The sequence below is a fragment of the Agrobacterium vitis genome, assembly GCF_013426735.1.
In the GTDB taxonomy this organism is placed as follows: domain Bacteria; phylum Pseudomonadota; class Alphaproteobacteria; order Rhizobiales; family Rhizobiaceae; genus Allorhizobium; species Allorhizobium vitis_D.
Map to the genome: position 1 here is coordinate 85,638 of NZ_AP023272.1, position 15,072 is coordinate 100,709.

At 59.5% G+C, this 15,072-nt stretch carries 14 protein-coding genes; 13 read left to right on the top strand and 1 reads right to left on the bottom strand.

The window, feature by feature from the left end; all coding sequences use genetic code 11:
- Nucleotides 1–469: 469 nt before the first annotated feature.
- Nucleotides 470–1,276 (bottom strand): undecaprenyl-diphosphate phosphatase, encoded by an 807-nt coding sequence (locus H1Y61_RS00435; RefSeq protein ID WP_012654758.1) that lies wholly within the window; start codon nt 1,274–1,276, stop codon nt 470–472.
- A 173-nt stretch (nt 1,277–1,449) separates the two neighbouring features.
- Between H1Y61_RS00435 and H1Y61_RS00440 the strand changes: the two genes are divergently transcribed.
- From H1Y61_RS00440 to guaA, 13 genes are all read left to right on the top strand, one after another.
- Complete coding sequence (locus H1Y61_RS00440) at nt 1,450–2,142, top strand: glutathione S-transferase family protein (RefSeq protein ID WP_012654757.1); 693 nt, start codon at nt 1,450–1,452, stop codon at nt 2,140–2,142.
- A gap of 53 nt (nt 2,143–2,195) precedes the next feature.
- Nucleotides 2,196–3,326 carry a tRNA epoxyqueuosine(34) reductase QueG gene (gene queG, locus H1Y61_RS00445; RefSeq protein WP_409363991.1) on the top strand — a complete coding sequence of 377 codons (1,131 nt, stop codon included), beginning with the start codon at nt 2,196–2,198 and terminating at the stop codon, nt 3,324–3,326.
- The gene (locus H1Y61_RS00450; protein WP_180573395.1) at nt 3,323–4,201 is read left to right on the top strand and encodes an SDR family oxidoreductase; all 879 of its coding nucleotides are present in this window, start codon (nt 3,323–3,325) and stop codon (nt 4,199–4,201) included. Before queG ends, H1Y61_RS00450 begins: the two co-directional genes overlap by 4 nt.
- A 310-nt stretch (nt 4,202–4,511) precedes the next feature.
- Nucleotides 4,512–4,904 carry a septal ring lytic transglycosylase RlpA family protein gene (locus H1Y61_RS00455; protein ID WP_409363992.1) on the top strand — a complete coding sequence of 131 codons (393 nt, stop codon included), beginning with the start codon at nt 4,512–4,514 and terminating at the stop codon, nt 4,902–4,904.
- 198 nt (nt 4,905–5,102) lie between these two features.
- Entirely contained in the window at nt 5,103–6,389 is a 1,287-nt protein-coding gene (locus H1Y61_RS00460) for an RsmB/NOP family class I SAM-dependent RNA methyltransferase (protein ID WP_180573396.1), read from the top strand.
- A gap of 117 nt (nt 6,390–6,506) precedes the next feature.
- Entirely contained in the window at nt 6,507–7,784 is a 1,278-nt protein-coding gene (locus H1Y61_RS00465) for an imelysin family protein (RefSeq protein WP_180573397.1), read from the top strand.
- Between the two features lie 18 nt (nt 7,785–7,802).
- On the top strand, nt 7,803–9,389 hold the full coding sequence (locus H1Y61_RS00470) for a di-heme oxidoreductase family protein (protein ID WP_180573398.1): 1,587 nt from the start codon (nt 7,803–7,805) through the stop codon (nt 9,387–9,389).
- On the top strand, nt 9,389–10,513 hold the full coding sequence (locus tag H1Y61_RS00475; protein WP_180573399.1) for an imelysin family protein: 1,125 nt from the start codon (nt 9,389–9,391) through the stop codon (nt 10,511–10,513). The genes H1Y61_RS00470 and H1Y61_RS00475 overlap by 1 nt, the downstream gene beginning before the upstream one ends.
- A 5-nt stretch (nt 10,514–10,518) precedes the next feature.
- Nucleotides 10,519–11,592: a DUF1513 domain-containing protein gene (locus H1Y61_RS00480; RefSeq protein WP_180574364.1), complete on the top strand. Its 1,074-nt coding sequence runs from the start codon at nt 10,519–10,521 to the stop codon at nt 11,590–11,592.
- Nucleotides 11,593–11,640: 48 nt separating this feature from the next.
- Nucleotides 11,641–12,105 carry a TspO/MBR family protein gene (locus tag H1Y61_RS00485; protein ID WP_180573400.1) on the top strand — a complete coding sequence of 155 codons (465 nt, stop codon included), beginning with the start codon at nt 11,641–11,643 and terminating at the stop codon, nt 12,103–12,105.
- A 105-nt stretch (nt 12,106–12,210) separates the two neighbouring features.
- Nucleotides 12,211–12,648 (top strand): PaaI family thioesterase, encoded by a 438-nt coding sequence (locus H1Y61_RS00490; RefSeq protein ID WP_180573401.1) that lies wholly within the window; start codon nt 12,211–12,213, stop codon nt 12,646–12,648.
- Nucleotides 12,645–13,283: a 5'-methylthioadenosine/S-adenosylhomocysteine nucleosidase gene (locus H1Y61_RS00495; protein ID WP_174109704.1), complete on the top strand. Its 639-nt coding sequence runs from the start codon at nt 12,645–12,647 to the stop codon at nt 13,281–13,283. The genes H1Y61_RS00490 and H1Y61_RS00495 overlap by 4 nt, the downstream gene beginning before the upstream one ends.
- A gap of 84 nt (nt 13,284–13,367) precedes the next feature.
- Complete coding sequence (gene guaA, locus H1Y61_RS00500) at nt 13,368–14,930, top strand: glutamine-hydrolyzing GMP synthase (protein WP_012654745.1); 1,563 nt, start codon at nt 13,368–13,370, stop codon at nt 14,928–14,930.
- The last annotated feature ends 142 nt before the right edge of the window (nt 14,931–15,072 follow it).

Genomic DNA, 15,072 nt, shown 5'->3' on the forward strand with positions numbered 1-15,072 from the left:
CGTTCTTCGCACCCGCCATTTCACATTCTTCTGAGGTACTGATTTCATGGGCAAATCTATCGCACTGTTTTTTGCGTGTGCGGCATTGGTTGTCATCGCAGGTTCCTTCGTCGCTCCCTCGACGGTCGCAGCTCGTAAGGGCAATTGCGCACCCGCCTACGGTGTTGACCCTTGCAGCACGGGCTCGATTGCCCGCTGAGACCTGCGGGGCATCCTGTTCACCGTCATAGACCCTTTCCGGGAACCGTAAAAAGCGGTTTTCCATCAGGGTATGCGTAAAACAAAGAGATAGTTTCTCTCGTTTACGTTTCCGGAAGCGCGTTTCCATTTTTCTCTGAAAAACACTACAGCGCCGTGCGTTCATAAAACACGCGGCGCTGTAGGAATTCGTGTGCGTCACGCCGCCAATCGTTTGACGACGCGCCACAGGATGGGCAGGGCCCTCAAAACAAAGCCCCTTGGGTTTGTCTTACCCCCAGACCAGAAGGCCAATCAGGCCCACGACGCCGACGGCAATCCGCCACCAGGCAAAGGGTGCATAGCCGCGGCGGGAGACGAAATCGAGCAGTCCACGCACCACGAACAGCGCCGAAATGAACGCCGCAAGGAAGCCGACGCCGATCAGCAGGCCGTCATCCATGCTGAGCGCATTGCGGTTCTTGTAGAGATCCAGCACGAAGGCCCCCAACATGGTCGGCATCGCCAGGAAAAACGAAAATTCGGCGGCCGAACGCTTGTCTGTGCCCATCAGCAGCGAGCCAACAATGGTTGCGCCCGAACGCGATGTGCCGGGAATCATCGCCAGGCACTGGAACAGGCCGATCTTCAGAGCCAGTGACAGCGGATAATCCATCACGTCGGTATAGCGGGGCTTGAAGGTCATCCGGTCAACCCACAGGAGAATCACCCCGCCCAGGATCAGCATCACGCAGATCAGCATCGGGGTTTCAAACAGCACGGCCTTGATGAAGTCGTGGGCCAGCGCGCCAATGATGGCCGCGGGCAGGAAAGCCACCAGCACGGCCAGAACGAAATGGCGGCTTTTGGGATTGCTGGGCAAAGACAGCGCAATCCCCAGCAATTTCTGGATATAGACAGCCAAAATAGCAAGAATGGCACCGAGCTGAATCAGCACTGCAAAGGTGTTTCCGGGCGATTTGAAGCCGAGAAAATGGCCGGCCAACAGCACATGCGCCGTCGAAGACACCGGGATGAATTCCGTAAGGCCCTCGATAAGACCGAGAAGAAGGGCGCTGACGATCGATTGATCTTCCATGGATTGTCCTTTGATAGGCGTGACAAGGAAAGCGATTCGCTTGTATGACGGAATGAAATTCCTATAGACGCAAGGTTGGCCCCCTGGCCAGATGTTATGGCCAGATGGAATGGCCAGCCAAGAGAAACCAGACAGCCCCGATCATCGCCCCCAACCGGAACAGTGCCCCATCAATGCCCACTTTGTATCACCATCCGATGTCAACCACGTCCCGCTTTGTCCGATTGATCCTGTCGGAATACGGTTTTCAGGCAGATCTGGTCGAAGAACAGACCTGGGAAAAGCGCCGGGAATTTCTCACGCTCAATCCCGCTGGCACCCTGCCCGTCTATGTCGATGACAATATGCGCACGCTCTGTGGCTGCACGGTCATCTCGGAATTCCTGGACGAAACCCATGGCGTGTTGAAGAGGGACCGCCGGCTCTTGGCCGAAGACCCCTTCCAGCGCGCCGAAATCCGCCGGCTGGTGGACTGGTTCCTGCAAAAGATGGAACAGGACGTCACCCGGCCACTGGCCCGTGAGCGGGTGTTCAAATTGCAGATCCCCAACGGTCTCGGCGGCGGCGCACCGGATTCCAAGGTGCTACGCACCGCCCGTGGCAATATTCGCCAGCACATGAAATATCTGAGCTGGCTGGCTGGCTCGCGCACGTGGCTGGCGGGTGACCGGCTGAGCTATGGCGATCTTGCTGCCGGTGCGGCGATATCGGTGCTGGATTACCTTGGCGAGATCGACTGGGCGGAGTCACCGATTGCCAAGGACTGGTATCAGCGGCTGAAATCACGCCCGTCGTTCCGACCGCTGCTGGCCGAACGGGTGCGCGGCCTCACCCCTGTTTCCCACTATGCGGATCTGGATTTCTGACGGAAAAAACCATGATCAAGGAAAGCAGCCCTGAGCGGACGGCGGAAAAGGCCATGGCGCGGGCTGCAAAGCTTTCCGCCTTCATCCGCCAGGAAGCGGCGGACAAGGGTTTTGATCTCTGTCGGATCACCGGGCCGGAGAGCATTCCCCAGGCCCCTGCCCGGCTGATGGAGTTCGTGGACGCTGGCTATCACGGTACCATGGCCTGGATGGAGGAGACGCGCGAGCGGCGCGGCGATCCGAAAGTGCTGTGGCCGCAGGTCCGCTCCATCGTGATGTTCGGCCTGAATTACGGCCCTGAGACCGATCCGCGCTCTCTACAGGCGCAGCCCGACAAGGCGGCGATTTCCGTCTACGCCCGCAACCGTGATTATCACGACATCATCAAGGGCAAGCTGAAGGACATCGCCACCCGCTTTGCCGCCCGGGCCGGTGAGGATGTAAAAGTCTTTGTCGATACAGCGCCTGTCATGGAAAAGCCGCTGGCCGCTGCTGCCGGGCTTGGCTGGCAGGGCAAGCATACCAATCTGGTTAGCCGCGAATACGGCTCCTGGCTGTTTCTCGGCAGTCTGTTCACCACCGCCGAGCTGGAACTGGACGCAGCGGAGCGCGACCATTGCGGCTCCTGCCGCGCCTGTCTCGACGCGTGCCCGACATCGGCCTTCCCTGCTCCCTACCAGATCGATGCCCGCCGCTGCATTTCCTATCTGACCATTGAGCATAAGGGCGTGATCGATCGCGATCTGCGCCCGGCTTTCGGCAACCGGATCTATGGCTGCGACGATTGTCTGGCCGCCTGTCCCTGGAACAAGTTCGCGGCGCAAGCGCGCGAGATCAAGCTTCAGGCCCGAGAAGACCTGACGGCACCGGACATCGCCTTCTTCCTGACCCTTGACGATCCTGGCTTCCGCAGCCATTTCAGCGGTTCGCCGGTCAAGCGGATCGGACGTGACAGGTTTGTGCGCAATGTGCTGATCGCTGCTGGCAATTCGGGACTGTCAACGCTGATCACGCCCTGCTTGGACCTGCTCGCCGATCCCTCACCGGATGTGCGCGGCATGGCGGTCTGGGCATTGTCGCGCCTGATGGAGCCGCAAGCCTTTGGCGCTCTCGCACATTATAGAGTGAATGAGCCCGATAGCGATGTCAGGGCGGAATGGATAGCAGCCGGAGTGACCCCATGAGACTGATGATTTTCGGTGCTGGATATTCCGGCAAGGCGATTGGCCAGCATTTTATCCAGCAGTGCATTCCCGTCAGTGGCACGACGCGCTCACCGGCAAAGGCCAAGGCTTTGAGCGATCTCGGCATCGAACCACTGGTTTTTGACGGCCAACGTCTTTCAGACGAGATCATCCAGGCCATGGCCTGCGCCACCCATGTCGTCCAGTCGATTGCTCCAGGCAGCGACGGCGACCCTCTGCTGCGGCTGACGGAGGGCCAGGTGAAGACATGGATGCCCAAAGTGCAATGGCTGGCCTATCTATCGACCGTCGGCGTCTATGGCGACCATCAGGGTGCCTGGGTGGATGAAGACACGGTCTGCAAGCCTGTCTCGGTACGATCCAAAGAGCGAGTGGAGGCAGAACAGGCCTGGGAGAGCGCCGCACTTGCAGCAGGTGTGCCGCTCTCGACGCTGCGGCTGTCAGGCATTTACGGGCCGGGTCGCAATGGTCTTGTCAACATGGCCGAAGGCACCGCCCGGCGTCTGGTGAAAAAGGATCAGGTGTTCAACCGGATCCGCGTCGAAGATATTGCCTCAGCCACCTGGTTTCTGGCCGGGCGAAACGAACAGGGGATCTTCAATATCACCGACCACGAACCCGCCCCGCCACAGGATGTGGTGGCAGAGGCCGCAAGGTTGATGGGGATCGAGCCGCCGCCGGAACAAGCGTTCGAAACGGCAGAGCTGTCGCCGATGGCGCGGTCCTTTTACGGTGAGAATAAGCGGGTAAGGAATGCCAAGGTCCGGGCGCTGGGCTTTGCCTTTGCCTATCCCGATTACCGGGTTTCACTCCACCAACTGTGGACATCGGGGCTCTGGAAAGTCAGCACCTGAACTTTCATTTCACAATTCCCCTCCATTTCGCTCAAAAATTGCGCCAATTTTGCCATATTCTACTGAGCACTCCAGCATTTGAAGCGTATTTTTTCGATACAACGGAAAAATATTTCGTGATCGATTCAAATTCCCATAGCCCGCAATATTTTTGCGTTTTTAGGCTGTTTTTAAACAGTTTTTCTAAATTCCTTCCAAAACGTTAATTTCACCCTATCATCACAAATATATCTTAACGTAACATTCCGTGATCGACCAAGGCACTTTTTTGCCATTTTTGACCACCTTTAAGCCTCCCTACGCAAATTTCATGTCAGAAATAGCAAAGGGAAACGAAAACTTGGTGCCTTTAAGTCGGTCAGTCCTCATCGCAGCAGCTATTACCTCTTTTGTTGCTTTCAGCCCTATCCAGGCCTTTGCAGCAAATGGCTGCGGTGGCGCTTCCTGGTATGCCCTATACTCGCGCACTGCTTCCGGCGAACGCATGAACCCCACCACATTGACCGCCGCTCACAAGTGGCTGCCCTTCGGCTCCAAGGTCAAAGTCACCAATCGCAACAACGGCAAGACCGTCGTAGTGCGGATCAATGATCGCGGTCCGTTCATCAAGGGCCGGGTGCTGGATCTCTCGAAGGCCGCAGCCGCCGATATCGGCATGGTCGGCAGCGGCACTGCCAAGGTCTGCTACGAGCTGATCGGCTAGGATTTGTTGATGTTCAGGCCTGGTCGGCTGCAAAAGGCACATGAGTTAAACACCGACAAAGATACGCTGTTATCCTGATACGTATTGCTTCTGTCGAAAATCTGCCCCCACTTTTTGGTAGTCTTCAGTAACGCAGCTTGCCCCAACGGCATTTCATCGCTACCACGCAAGGTCTGATGGATCACCAAGGAGAAGACCATGCGTTTGGGCGGACGGCTAGCCGGGGCAATAGAAGTTCTGAGCGATATCGAGACACGCCGCAGGCCAGTGGCCGACGCCCTGAAGGATTGGGGCCTGGCGCATCGCTTCGCCGGATCCGGTGATCGCGCCGCCATTGGCAATATCGTCTATGACGCCTTGCGCATGAAGCTTTCCCACGCCTACATCATGGATGACGACAGCCCCGCAGCCCTCGGCTATGCCGTATTGTTGCGGCAATGGGGAATGGCCCCCGAAAGCCTTGCAGCGGACCTTGATGGCGACAGCTTTGCTCCGGCACCGTTGACGCAGGCTCAGGCAGCGGCCTTTTCCAGCCGAACGCTGGAGGACGCACCGCAGTTTGTCCAGGGCGATATTCCTGAATGGGTGGTGCCTAGCTTCGAAGCCGTGTTCGGAGCCGACTGGCTGCGCGAGGCACAGGCGCTGGCCGTGCGCCCCAGCCTCGATCTGCGCGCCAACACGTTGAAGGCCAATCGCGACAAGGTCCTCAAGGCGCTGTCGCATACGCAGGCAAGGCCTGCCACCATTTCCCCCATCGGCATCCGCATCGAGCCGGGTGAAGGCCCGTCGCGCCTGCCGAATGTCACCGCCGAGCTTGGCTTCCAGAAGGGCTGGTTCGAGGTTCAGGACGAAGGATCGCAGATCGTCTCGGCGCTGGTCGAACCGGGAGAAGGTCACCAGGTGCTGGATTTCTGCGCAGGCGGCGGTGGCAAGACGCTGGCCATGGCGGCCGCCATGGGCAACAAGGGACAGGTGCATGCCTATGATAGCGACCGCAAGCGGCTAGCGCCGATCATCGAGCGGCTGAAACGAGCAGGCACCCATAATATTCAGGTCCATGACCGGATCGCCGCCCTGCAATCTTTGACTGGACGGTTCGACAAGGTGCTGGTCGATGCCCCCTGCACCGGCACCGGCACCTGGCGTCGCAGGCCCGACACCAAATGGCGGCTAACCGACCGCAATTTGCAGGAGCGGATCGAACAGCAGCAACAAGCGCTGACTGAGGCTGCTACCTATGTCCGGTCCGGCGGCGAGCTGATCTACGTCACCTGCTCGGTGCTGCCAGAGGAAAACGACCGGCAGATCGAAGCCTTCACCGCCGCCCATCCGCAGTTTTCGCCGATGCCGATGCTGGAGCGCTGGACGGGGCTGTTTGGCGCGTCTGTCGCCAAGCCCATCTCCGCCAATGGCAAAAGCCTGACCTTAAGCCCTGCCGCAACAGACACGGATGGGTTTTTCTTCTGCCGGATGGTCAAGGCTTGAAATCAGGATGCACCCTAAATACTTAGGGCTATTCCTGATTGTTTGACACTAGTTTAATTTTGTTCCATGACATGCCCATAAATCACAAACGACGCCAAAGGCGTCAAAGGAGAGGGCATGTCTCGATCACTCATGATCGGCGCCGGTCTGGCGCTTTTCATCGCTTCGACCAGTTTTGCCGCTCCGGCAGCGAAAGCGCCGGAAGCCGATGCGGTATTGAAGCATTATGCAGAGCTGGCGGAGGCGAAATACCAGGATTCGCTTACCACAGCCAAGACGCTGGATGCTGCCGTTGACGCGCTGCTTGCCAAGCCTAGCAAGTCTACCCTCAACAAGGCCCGCTCCGCCTGGATCAAGGCGCGTGTGCCTTACCAGCAGTCGGAAGTCTATCGCTTCGGCAACAAGATCGTCGATGACTGGGAAGGCAAGGTCAATGCCTGGCCGCTGGACGAAGGCCTGATCGACTATGTCGATAAATCCTACGGCACGGAAAGCGATACCAATGCGCTGTACACCGCCAATGTGATTGCCAATACCAAGATCAAGATCAATGGCGAAGAGGTGGACGCCACCAATCTGACACCGGATTTCCTGGCTAACAAGCTCCAGGAAGCCGGTGGCGTCGAAGCCAATGTGGCAACCGGTTACCATGCCATCGAATTCCTGCTCTGGGGCCAGGACCTGAACGGCACTGGCCCAGGCGCTGGCAACCGTCCCTTTACCGATTACGACCTGAAGAATTGCACCGGTGGTCATTGCGACCGGCGCGCCCAATATCTGAAGTCGGCCGCGACCCTGCTGGTCTCCGACCTTCAAGAAATGGTCGATGCCTGGAAGCCGGAAGGTGAAGCAACCAAGACCTTGCTGGCCGATCCGACCTCCGGCCTCAAAGCTATTTTGACCGGCATGGGTTCGCTGTCCTACGGCGAACTGGCTGGCGAGCGCATGAAGCTTGGGCTGCTGCTGCACGATCCGGAAGAAGAGCATGACTGCTTCTCCGACAACACCCATAATTCGCATTATTACGACGCACTCGGCATCCGCTCGGCCTATACCGGCAAATATACACGTATCGATGGCACCAAGATGACCGGCCCGTCCCTGTCGGACCTGGTGGCCGCCAAGGACAAGGCGCTGGACAAGGAAATGAAGTCCAAGCTGAACACGACGATGAAGGCGATGACCGCTCTCGTCAAGCGTGCCAAATCCGTCGAGCATTACGACCAGATGATTGCCGAGAATAACAAGGAAGGAAATGCCGCCGTTCAGGCTGGTATCGACGGCCTGATTGACCAGACCAAGTCGATCCAGCGCGTCGTGGCTGCCCTTGATCTCGGCGAAGTCAAGCTGGAAGGCTCCGATAGCCTCGACAACCCCAGCGCCGTCTTCAAGTAAGAGCTGATTGAAAATCAGATGGCCGCTGCCCACCACCGGGCGGCGGCCATTATCACGGGGATGCCGAACGTGCGGCTGACGACAGCGACGATAATCCTGCTTGGCGGCGCTCTTCTGATGGGAAGCCAGCTCAAAAGCAGCCTGATAGCGGGCGCCTTTGCAGCGGAGCTGCGCCCGGATCTCACACCGGCAGATCGCATCAAGGTCAATGTCGTTACAGTCCCCACCAACGACTTTTCAAAAGCCGAAGCCTTCGAGGCGATGGCGGCGGGCGCTGCGAGTTTTACCGGCCCCGCCGATGCCAAGGCCTTTACCCACCCTCTCGCCACCTTGAGTTTCGAACAGCAACAGCAATTTTCCCTCGGCGAAGCGCTTTTTCAGAAATTCTGGGTCTCCGCTCCCTCCTCCACCCAGGCCTCGGACGGGTTGGGGCCGCTGTTCAATGCCCGCTCCTGCGAAAGCTGTCATCAGCGCGGCGGTCGTGGCCATCCCCCCGGACCGGATGGCGATGCCACCTCGATGTTTCTAAGGCTGGCCCGTCCCGCGCATACCGACGAGGAAAAGGCCGCGATTGCCGCCTTGAAGGCGCTGAATTTTGGCGATGACACCTATGGCCGGCAATTGCAGGACCGCGCCGTACCCGGTCTTGCCGCCGAAGGGCGGCTGGCCGTGACCTATCAACCGAAGACCGTGACGCTTGCCGGTGGTGAAACGGAGACGTTGCGGGTTCCCACCTACAGCATCGACGCGCTCGGTTATGGTCCGCCTGGAGCCGACACCACACTATCGCCGCGTATCGCCAATCCGATGATCGGCATGGGCCTGATCGAGGCGATTGCCGACGAGGATATTCTGGCCAATGCCGAGCGGCAGGCCCAAGAGGGCAAGGGCATTTCGGGAACAGTTGCCAAGGTGCGCGATCACCTGACCGGCGACATCAGGATCGGACGCTTCGGCTGGAAGGCGGAAAACGCCACGGTCCGCGATCAGGCGGCAAGCGCCTTGGCCGGGGATATCGGCATTTCCTCTCCTGACGATCCGCGCCATGCTGGTGATTGCACGGCAAACCAGCCGCAATGCCTGGCGCTGCCGAACGGGGTGCAGGCACGGCTTGGCCCGGTCGAGGCGCCGCCGCCGGTTTTGGATCTGATGACATTCTATAGCGAAACGCTGGCCCCTCCCAAGCGCCGCGACGTCACAAAGCCTGATGTGCTGGCCGGCAAGGCACTGTTTTATGCATCCGGTTGCGCCAACTGCCACCAGCCGAAATATGTGACGCGGCGCGATACCGCCAACCCGGCCCTTTCCTTCCAACTGATCTGGCCCTATTCCGATTTTCTGCTGCATGATATGGGTCCCGATCTGGCCGACGGACAACAGGTCGGATTGGCGAGCGGCCAGCAATGGCGCACGCCGCCGCTCTGGGGGATTGGCCTCACGGCGAAAGTCGGCGGTCGCCAGGCCTATCTGCATGACGGGCGCGCCACCTCCCTGCCAGAAGCTATTCTCTGGCACGGCGGCGAGGCGGAAAATGCCCGCAACGCTTTTGCATCCATGACGCCGGGCGACCGCAAGGCGTTGATTACATTTCTGGAGTCACTCTGATGCCCAATGCTCGATGCCGGATTTTAACCCTCGCCCTGACACTATCCCTCCTCCCGCTCCAGGCCTTGCCCGTTTTGGCGCAGGACGCCACCCCCCATGCAACAGCCCTGCAAACCGCCGCGGTGCCAGACGTGATGGCAAAGACGGTGGATGGCTTTATCCGCCCCGGCTATCGCAATTTTCTCGACAAGGCCAAGGCCCTGCATGGGGGGATGAATGCCCTATGCACAACCCCTTCCGAGCAAACCGTCAAAGCGGCCAAGGATGGATTTGAGCAGGCCGTGCGCGCCTGGGCGCGGATCGAGATCGTCCGGGTTGGGCCGGTGATCGAGGAAAACCGCTTTGAGCACATCCTGTTTTACCCGGACCGCAAGGGGCTGGCACTGAAGCAGATCCAGGGGGCCATCGCTTCCAATGACGACAGTTTCACCAAGCCGGAAGCCCTGCATGAAAAAAGCGTGGCAATCCAGGGTCTTGGCGCTTTGGAATATGTGCTCTACGGCACCGGCTCCGACATATTGAACCAGCCAGATGGTACGTTCCGCTGCCGCTATGGCGCGGCGATTGCCGGCAATATCGAAAACATGGCGGGCGAACTTTCCAGCCTCTGGGAAGCACCCGGCGGCATCCAGACCGCCTGGAAACAGCCCGGCCCGGACAATGACACCTTCCGCACCCCCTCGGAGGCTGTCACCGGCCTGCTCGGCATTCTCGTCCACGGAACCGAAACCGTGCGTGACGAGCGGATCGAGACATTCTTCAAGGGTGCAGGCGGGCGGATCGCACCCAAACAGGCGATTTTCTGGCGCTCCGGCCTGACCTTTGTCAGCATGCAGGAAAACCTGACCGGTCTCAAACAGCTTCTCAACGGCACAGGCGCTGCAAACCTGTTGCCGGAGGGCAAGCGGGGCGTCATCCCCGCCATCAATACTCTGGCCGACCGGCTGATCCAGACCACCCAATCCATGACGCCGGATGTGGAAGCAGCCGTTGGTCAACCCGACAACCGTAAGAAATTGGTCAGCCTGCTGGATGACAGCCGCAGCATGATCACCGATCTCAGCGATGGGCTGGGCGGTGGCGTCGGCCTCAGCGCCGGTTTTTCCTTCGCGGACGGGGATTGATCCAGATGCGCGGCGCGTTGATGGACCGGCGACACTTTCTGAAAGCCGCAGGCGCCGTTTATCTGGCCGGGCTGACAACAGCGCAAGCAGAGACCCTGACGGCAACCGATGCCGTCTATGCCTCCGCCTTTCGCGCCGAGGATGGATCATTTGGCGCCGCCGTGCTCAGCGAAGATGGCCGGATCGTTGCGCGCGTCGCTCTGCCAGGCCGCGCCCACGGGCTTGCGGCCAGCGCCAATAAGGTGGCAGCCTTTGCAAGGCGTCCCGGTACATTTGTCTTCATTTTCGATCGGCAACAGCAGGTGGCGCCTGTTGTCGTCAACGCCCTGGCGGGACGCCATTTCTACGGCCACGGACATTTTTCACCCGATGGCAAGGTGCTCTATGCCAGTGAAAACGATTTCGACAACAACCGCGGCATGATCGGGCTTTACGATGCGACAGACGGATTTCGCCGGATCGGCGAATTTTCCGCCCACGGCATCGGCACCCATGACATGAGCGTCAGCGATGATGGCAGCCTGCTGATCATCGCCAATGGTGGCATCGAGACCAATCCCGATTTTGGCCGCACCAAGCTCAATCTCGACCATATGCAACCATCTCTGGTGCTGGCCGATGCCAAGACCGGCGCTTTGGTCGAAAAACACGAACTGCCCGAAACCCTGCGCCAGCTTTCGACCCGGCATATCGATCTCGACGCGCGTGGCCGGATCTGGTTTGCCTGCCAGTATGAAGGCCCCCGCCGCGACCTGCCACCACTGGTCGGCCATTTCAGGCGGGGCGAAGCGCTACACTGGCTCGACCTGCCGCCCGATATCACCCGTGGGCTTGCCAATTATGTCGGGGCAATTGCCGTCAACCGTCACGAGGGACTGGTCGGCGTCACCTCACCGAATGGCGGTGTCTCGGTCACGTTGGATGCCGACAGCGGCAAGGTGCTGAAAACCGCAAGCCTGAGCGAAGCGGCTGGTATTGCGCCTGCGACCCATGGCTTTGCCACGTCTTCCTATGATGGCCGGTTCCTGGACAGATCAGAGACCGTAAATTGGGATCAGCACATCATCCGCATGGGGTGATGGCTTATCCCCTTCCATCCAGGGCTTGATGCTATAGATAATCACGTCATGCGTAACGCTCTCACCAATCTCATCTTCATGGCCGCCGTCACCGGCATCGGCACACTGATCGGCCTGACCAACTTGCCGGGCGACTGGTATGACGGGCTGCAAAAGCCTTTCTTCAATCCGCCGGGCTGGATCTTCGGCCCGGTCTGGACCGTGCTTTACGTGCTGATCGGCCTTGCCGGTGCTCGGATCTGGCGGCGGATGCGGCAATCGCGGGGCGCATCGCGTGCCATGGCGCTGTGGTTCGGCCAGATGCTGCTGAATTTCCTCTGGTCTCCGGCTTTCTTCGGCGCACACAGCACCGGTCTCGCCCTGATCGTCATTCTGCCGATGCTGGCGCTGATCCTTGCCTTTGTCTGGCAGGTCCGGCGTTTGGACCGGGTGGCGATGCTATGCTTCATCCCCTATGCCGCCTGGGTTGCTTTTGCCACCGTGCTGAACGGGGCGCTTTTCCTGCTGAATTAAGCAACGCAGCAGAACCTCCGCGCCCAAACCCCATCAACAGGCTTGCCGAACCGGTTCTGTCATGCCAAATGGCAGGCAGACGAGAGGCAAAGAGGCGGCAGCCACATGGACGCGGAAATCCAGCAGCGGATCACGGCAAGCTTTGCGCGGCAGGGCGCCATGCAGACCATCGGCGCGGAACTGACCCGTATCAGCCATAAACTGGTGGAAATCGAGCTGGCGTTTCACGACAAGCTCACCCAACAACATGGCTTCCTGCATGCAGGCGTAATTTCCGCCGCCCTCGACGCGGCTTGCAGCTACGCCGCCTATACAGTGATTGCGCCGGAAACCTCGCTGCTGACCATCGAATTCAAGGTCAACATGATGTCGCCGGGGCGCGGCGACCGTTTTCTGTTTCGCGGCGAGATCACCAAGCCCGGCTCCACCATTATCGTCGCCGATGGCCGTGGCTATGCCATCTCCGACGGCCCAGCCAAATTGATTGCCTCGATGACCAGCACACTGATGGTGATGCGGGGCCGTGAGGATATCAGGGAATGACATTTGAACTGAAATCGGTTTGCAGCAAGTCCATTCTGTTCGTCATGGCAGTCGATGCCGAATATGGCCCGCTCCTGCGCCTGCGCATCCAGCCGGTGATGACCGGGGTCGGCCCGGTGGAAAGCGCCATTGTCACCACCAATGCCCTGAGAGATCTCCAGGCGGCAGGGATGCTTCCCGATCTCGTCGTCTCGCTGGGTTCGGCAGGCTCGGCACGGCTGGAACAGACCGAGGTCTACCAGGTCTCCTCGGTCGCCTACCGGGATATGGACGCCTCGCCGCTCGGTTTCGAGAAAGGCTGCACGCCGTTCCTCGATCTGCCTGCTACGGTGGACCTGCCACTGCGAATTCCCGGCGTTGCCGTGGCCAGCCTGTCGACCGGCGGCAATATCGTCTCAGGCCCGGTCTATGACAGCATCGCCGCGGACATGGTCGATATGGAAACCTATGCGGTGCTGCGCGCCTGTCAGGCCTTCAACCTTCCGCTGATCGGCCTGCGCGGCATTTCCGATGGCAAGGCGGAGCTGAAACATGTCGGCGACTGGACGGAGTATCTGCATGTTGTTGACCGCAACCTCGCCCAGGCAGTGGACGCGCTGGTCAAGGCGGTAGAAGACGGCACCTTCTGGTTCTGATCCGGCCCAGCCGAACACGAGATTTTTTGACATGCCGGCATTTCCCGGATTGCCACGGACACTGCTTTTCATTAAAGGCTCGACATGACCCAGACAGCACATCCCGACAGCGTTCTCATCATCGATTTCGGCAGCCAGGTAACGCAGCTGATTGCGCGGCGCGTTCGTGAAACCGGCGTTTACTGCGAAATCGTCCCTTTCCAGTCATCCGAAGAGGGCTTCGCACGGTTGAAGCCGAAAGCGGTTATCCTGTCTGGAAGCCCGGCCTCGGCACTGGATGAAGGCAGCCCCCGCGTTCCCCAGGTGATTTTCGACAGCGGCCTGCCAATCTTCGGTATCTGCTATGGCCAGCAAACCATCTGCGCCCAGCTGGGCGGCAAGGTGGAAGCCGGTCATCACCGCGAATTCGGTCGCGCCTTTCTTGAGATCGAGCAGGATTGCAAGCTGTTCGAAGGTCTCTGGTCGGTTGGCTCACGTCATCAGGTCTGGATGTCGCATGGCGACCGCGTTACCGCGATCCCGCCGGGCTTTCGGGTTCTGGCCACCTCGTCCAATGCGCCCTTCGCGTTCATTGCCGATGAGGCCCGCAAATATTACGCCGTGCAGTTCCATCCGGAAGTGGTGCACACGCCTGACGGTGCCAAGCTGATCCAGAATTTCGTCCATAATATCGCTGGCATTACTGGCGACTGGAGCATGTCGGCCTACCGCGCCAAGGCGGTCGAGCAGATCCGCGCCCAGGTCGGTGACAAGCGGGTGATTTGCGCCTTGTCCGGCGGCGTCGATAGTTCGGTCGCAGCCCTGCTGATCCATGAGGCGGTTGGCGACCAGCTGACCTGCATCCTGGTTGACCACGGCCTGATGCGCAAGAACGAGGCGGCGGATGTCGTTGCGATGTTCAAGGAACATTACAATCTCCATCTGATCCATGTCGATGCCATTGACCGCTTCGTCGGCGAGCTGGAAGGCGTTTCCGACCCGGAAACCAAGCGCAAGATCATTGGTCGCCTGTTCATCGAGACCTTCGAGGAAGAAGCCAAGAAGCTTGGCGGCGCAGACTTCCTCGGCCAAGGCACGCTCTATCCTGACGTCATCGAAAGCGTTTCCTTCTCCGGCGGCCCGTCTGTCACCATCAAGAGCCACCACAATGTTGGCGGCCTGCCTGACCGGATGAACATGAAGCTGGTGGAACCGCTGCGTGAATTGTTCAAGGACGAAGTGCGCGTTCTGGGCAAGGAGCTTGGCCTGCCCGACTCATTCATTGGCCGTCACCCCTTCCCAGGCCCCGGCCTTGCCATTCGCTGCCCCGGCGGTGTCACCCGCGAAAAGCTCGATATCCTGCGCGAAGCAGACGCCATCTATCTGGACGAAATCCGCAAGGCTGGTCTTTACGATGCTATCTGGCAGGCCTTCGCCGTGCTGCTGCCGGTCCAGACCGTCGGCGTGATGGGCGATGGCCGTACCTATGAATTCGTCTGCGCGCTGCGCGCTGTCACTTCCGTCGATGGCATGACCGCGGATTTCTACCATTATGACATGGAATTCCTCGGCCGCGCCGCCACCCGCATCATCAACGAAGTCCGCGGCATCAACCGCGTCGTCTATGATGTGACATCCAAACCGCCCGGCACCATCGAGTGGGAATGATTTTTGCCGGTCAGGCGCGCATATAGGCCGCCGCATGATGTCGCTGGATTTATGCGGCTCGTCCCGTCAGGCCTCGCATCCAGGATGCAGGCGAAGACGGAACCAGCCGTGCAAAAGGATGTACGGCTGGCAGACCGGCTTT

Coding starts and splice junctions, on each gene's coding strand:
- H1Y61_RS00435 (WP_012654758.1), bottom strand. CDS start 1,276: ATGGAAGATCAATCGATCGTCAGCGCCCTTCTTCTCGGTCTTATCGAG.
- H1Y61_RS00440 (WP_012654757.1), top strand. CDS start 1,450: ATGCCCACTTTGTATCACCATCCGATGTCAACCACGTCCCGCTTTGTC.
- queG (WP_409363991.1), top strand. CDS start 2,196: ATGGCGCGGGCTGCAAAGCTTTCCGCCTTCATCCGCCAGGAAGCGGCG.
- H1Y61_RS00450 (WP_180573395.1), top strand. CDS start 3,323: ATGAGACTGATGATTTTCGGTGCTGGATATTCCGGCAAGGCGATTGGC.
- H1Y61_RS00455 (WP_409363992.1), top strand. CDS start 4,512: ATGTCAGAAATAGCAAAGGGAAACGAAAACTTGGTGCCTTTAAGTCGG.
- H1Y61_RS00460 (WP_180573396.1), top strand. CDS start 5,103: ATGCGTTTGGGCGGACGGCTAGCCGGGGCAATAGAAGTTCTGAGCGAT.
- H1Y61_RS00465 (WP_180573397.1), top strand. CDS start 6,507: ATGTCTCGATCACTCATGATCGGCGCCGGTCTGGCGCTTTTCATCGCT.
- H1Y61_RS00470 (WP_180573398.1), top strand. CDS start 7,803: ATGGCCGCTGCCCACCACCGGGCGGCGGCCATTATCACGGGGATGCCG.
- H1Y61_RS00475 (WP_180573399.1), top strand. CDS start 9,389: ATGCCCAATGCTCGATGCCGGATTTTAACCCTCGCCCTGACACTATCC.
- H1Y61_RS00480 (WP_180574364.1), top strand. CDS start 10,519: ATGCGCGGCGCGTTGATGGACCGGCGACACTTTCTGAAAGCCGCAGGC.
- H1Y61_RS00485 (WP_180573400.1), top strand. CDS start 11,641: ATGCGTAACGCTCTCACCAATCTCATCTTCATGGCCGCCGTCACCGGC.
- H1Y61_RS00490 (WP_180573401.1), top strand. CDS start 12,211: ATGGACGCGGAAATCCAGCAGCGGATCACGGCAAGCTTTGCGCGGCAG.
- H1Y61_RS00495 (WP_174109704.1), top strand. CDS start 12,645: ATGACATTTGAACTGAAATCGGTTTGCAGCAAGTCCATTCTGTTCGTC.
- guaA (WP_012654745.1), top strand. CDS start 13,368: ATGACCCAGACAGCACATCCCGACAGCGTTCTCATCATCGATTTCGGC.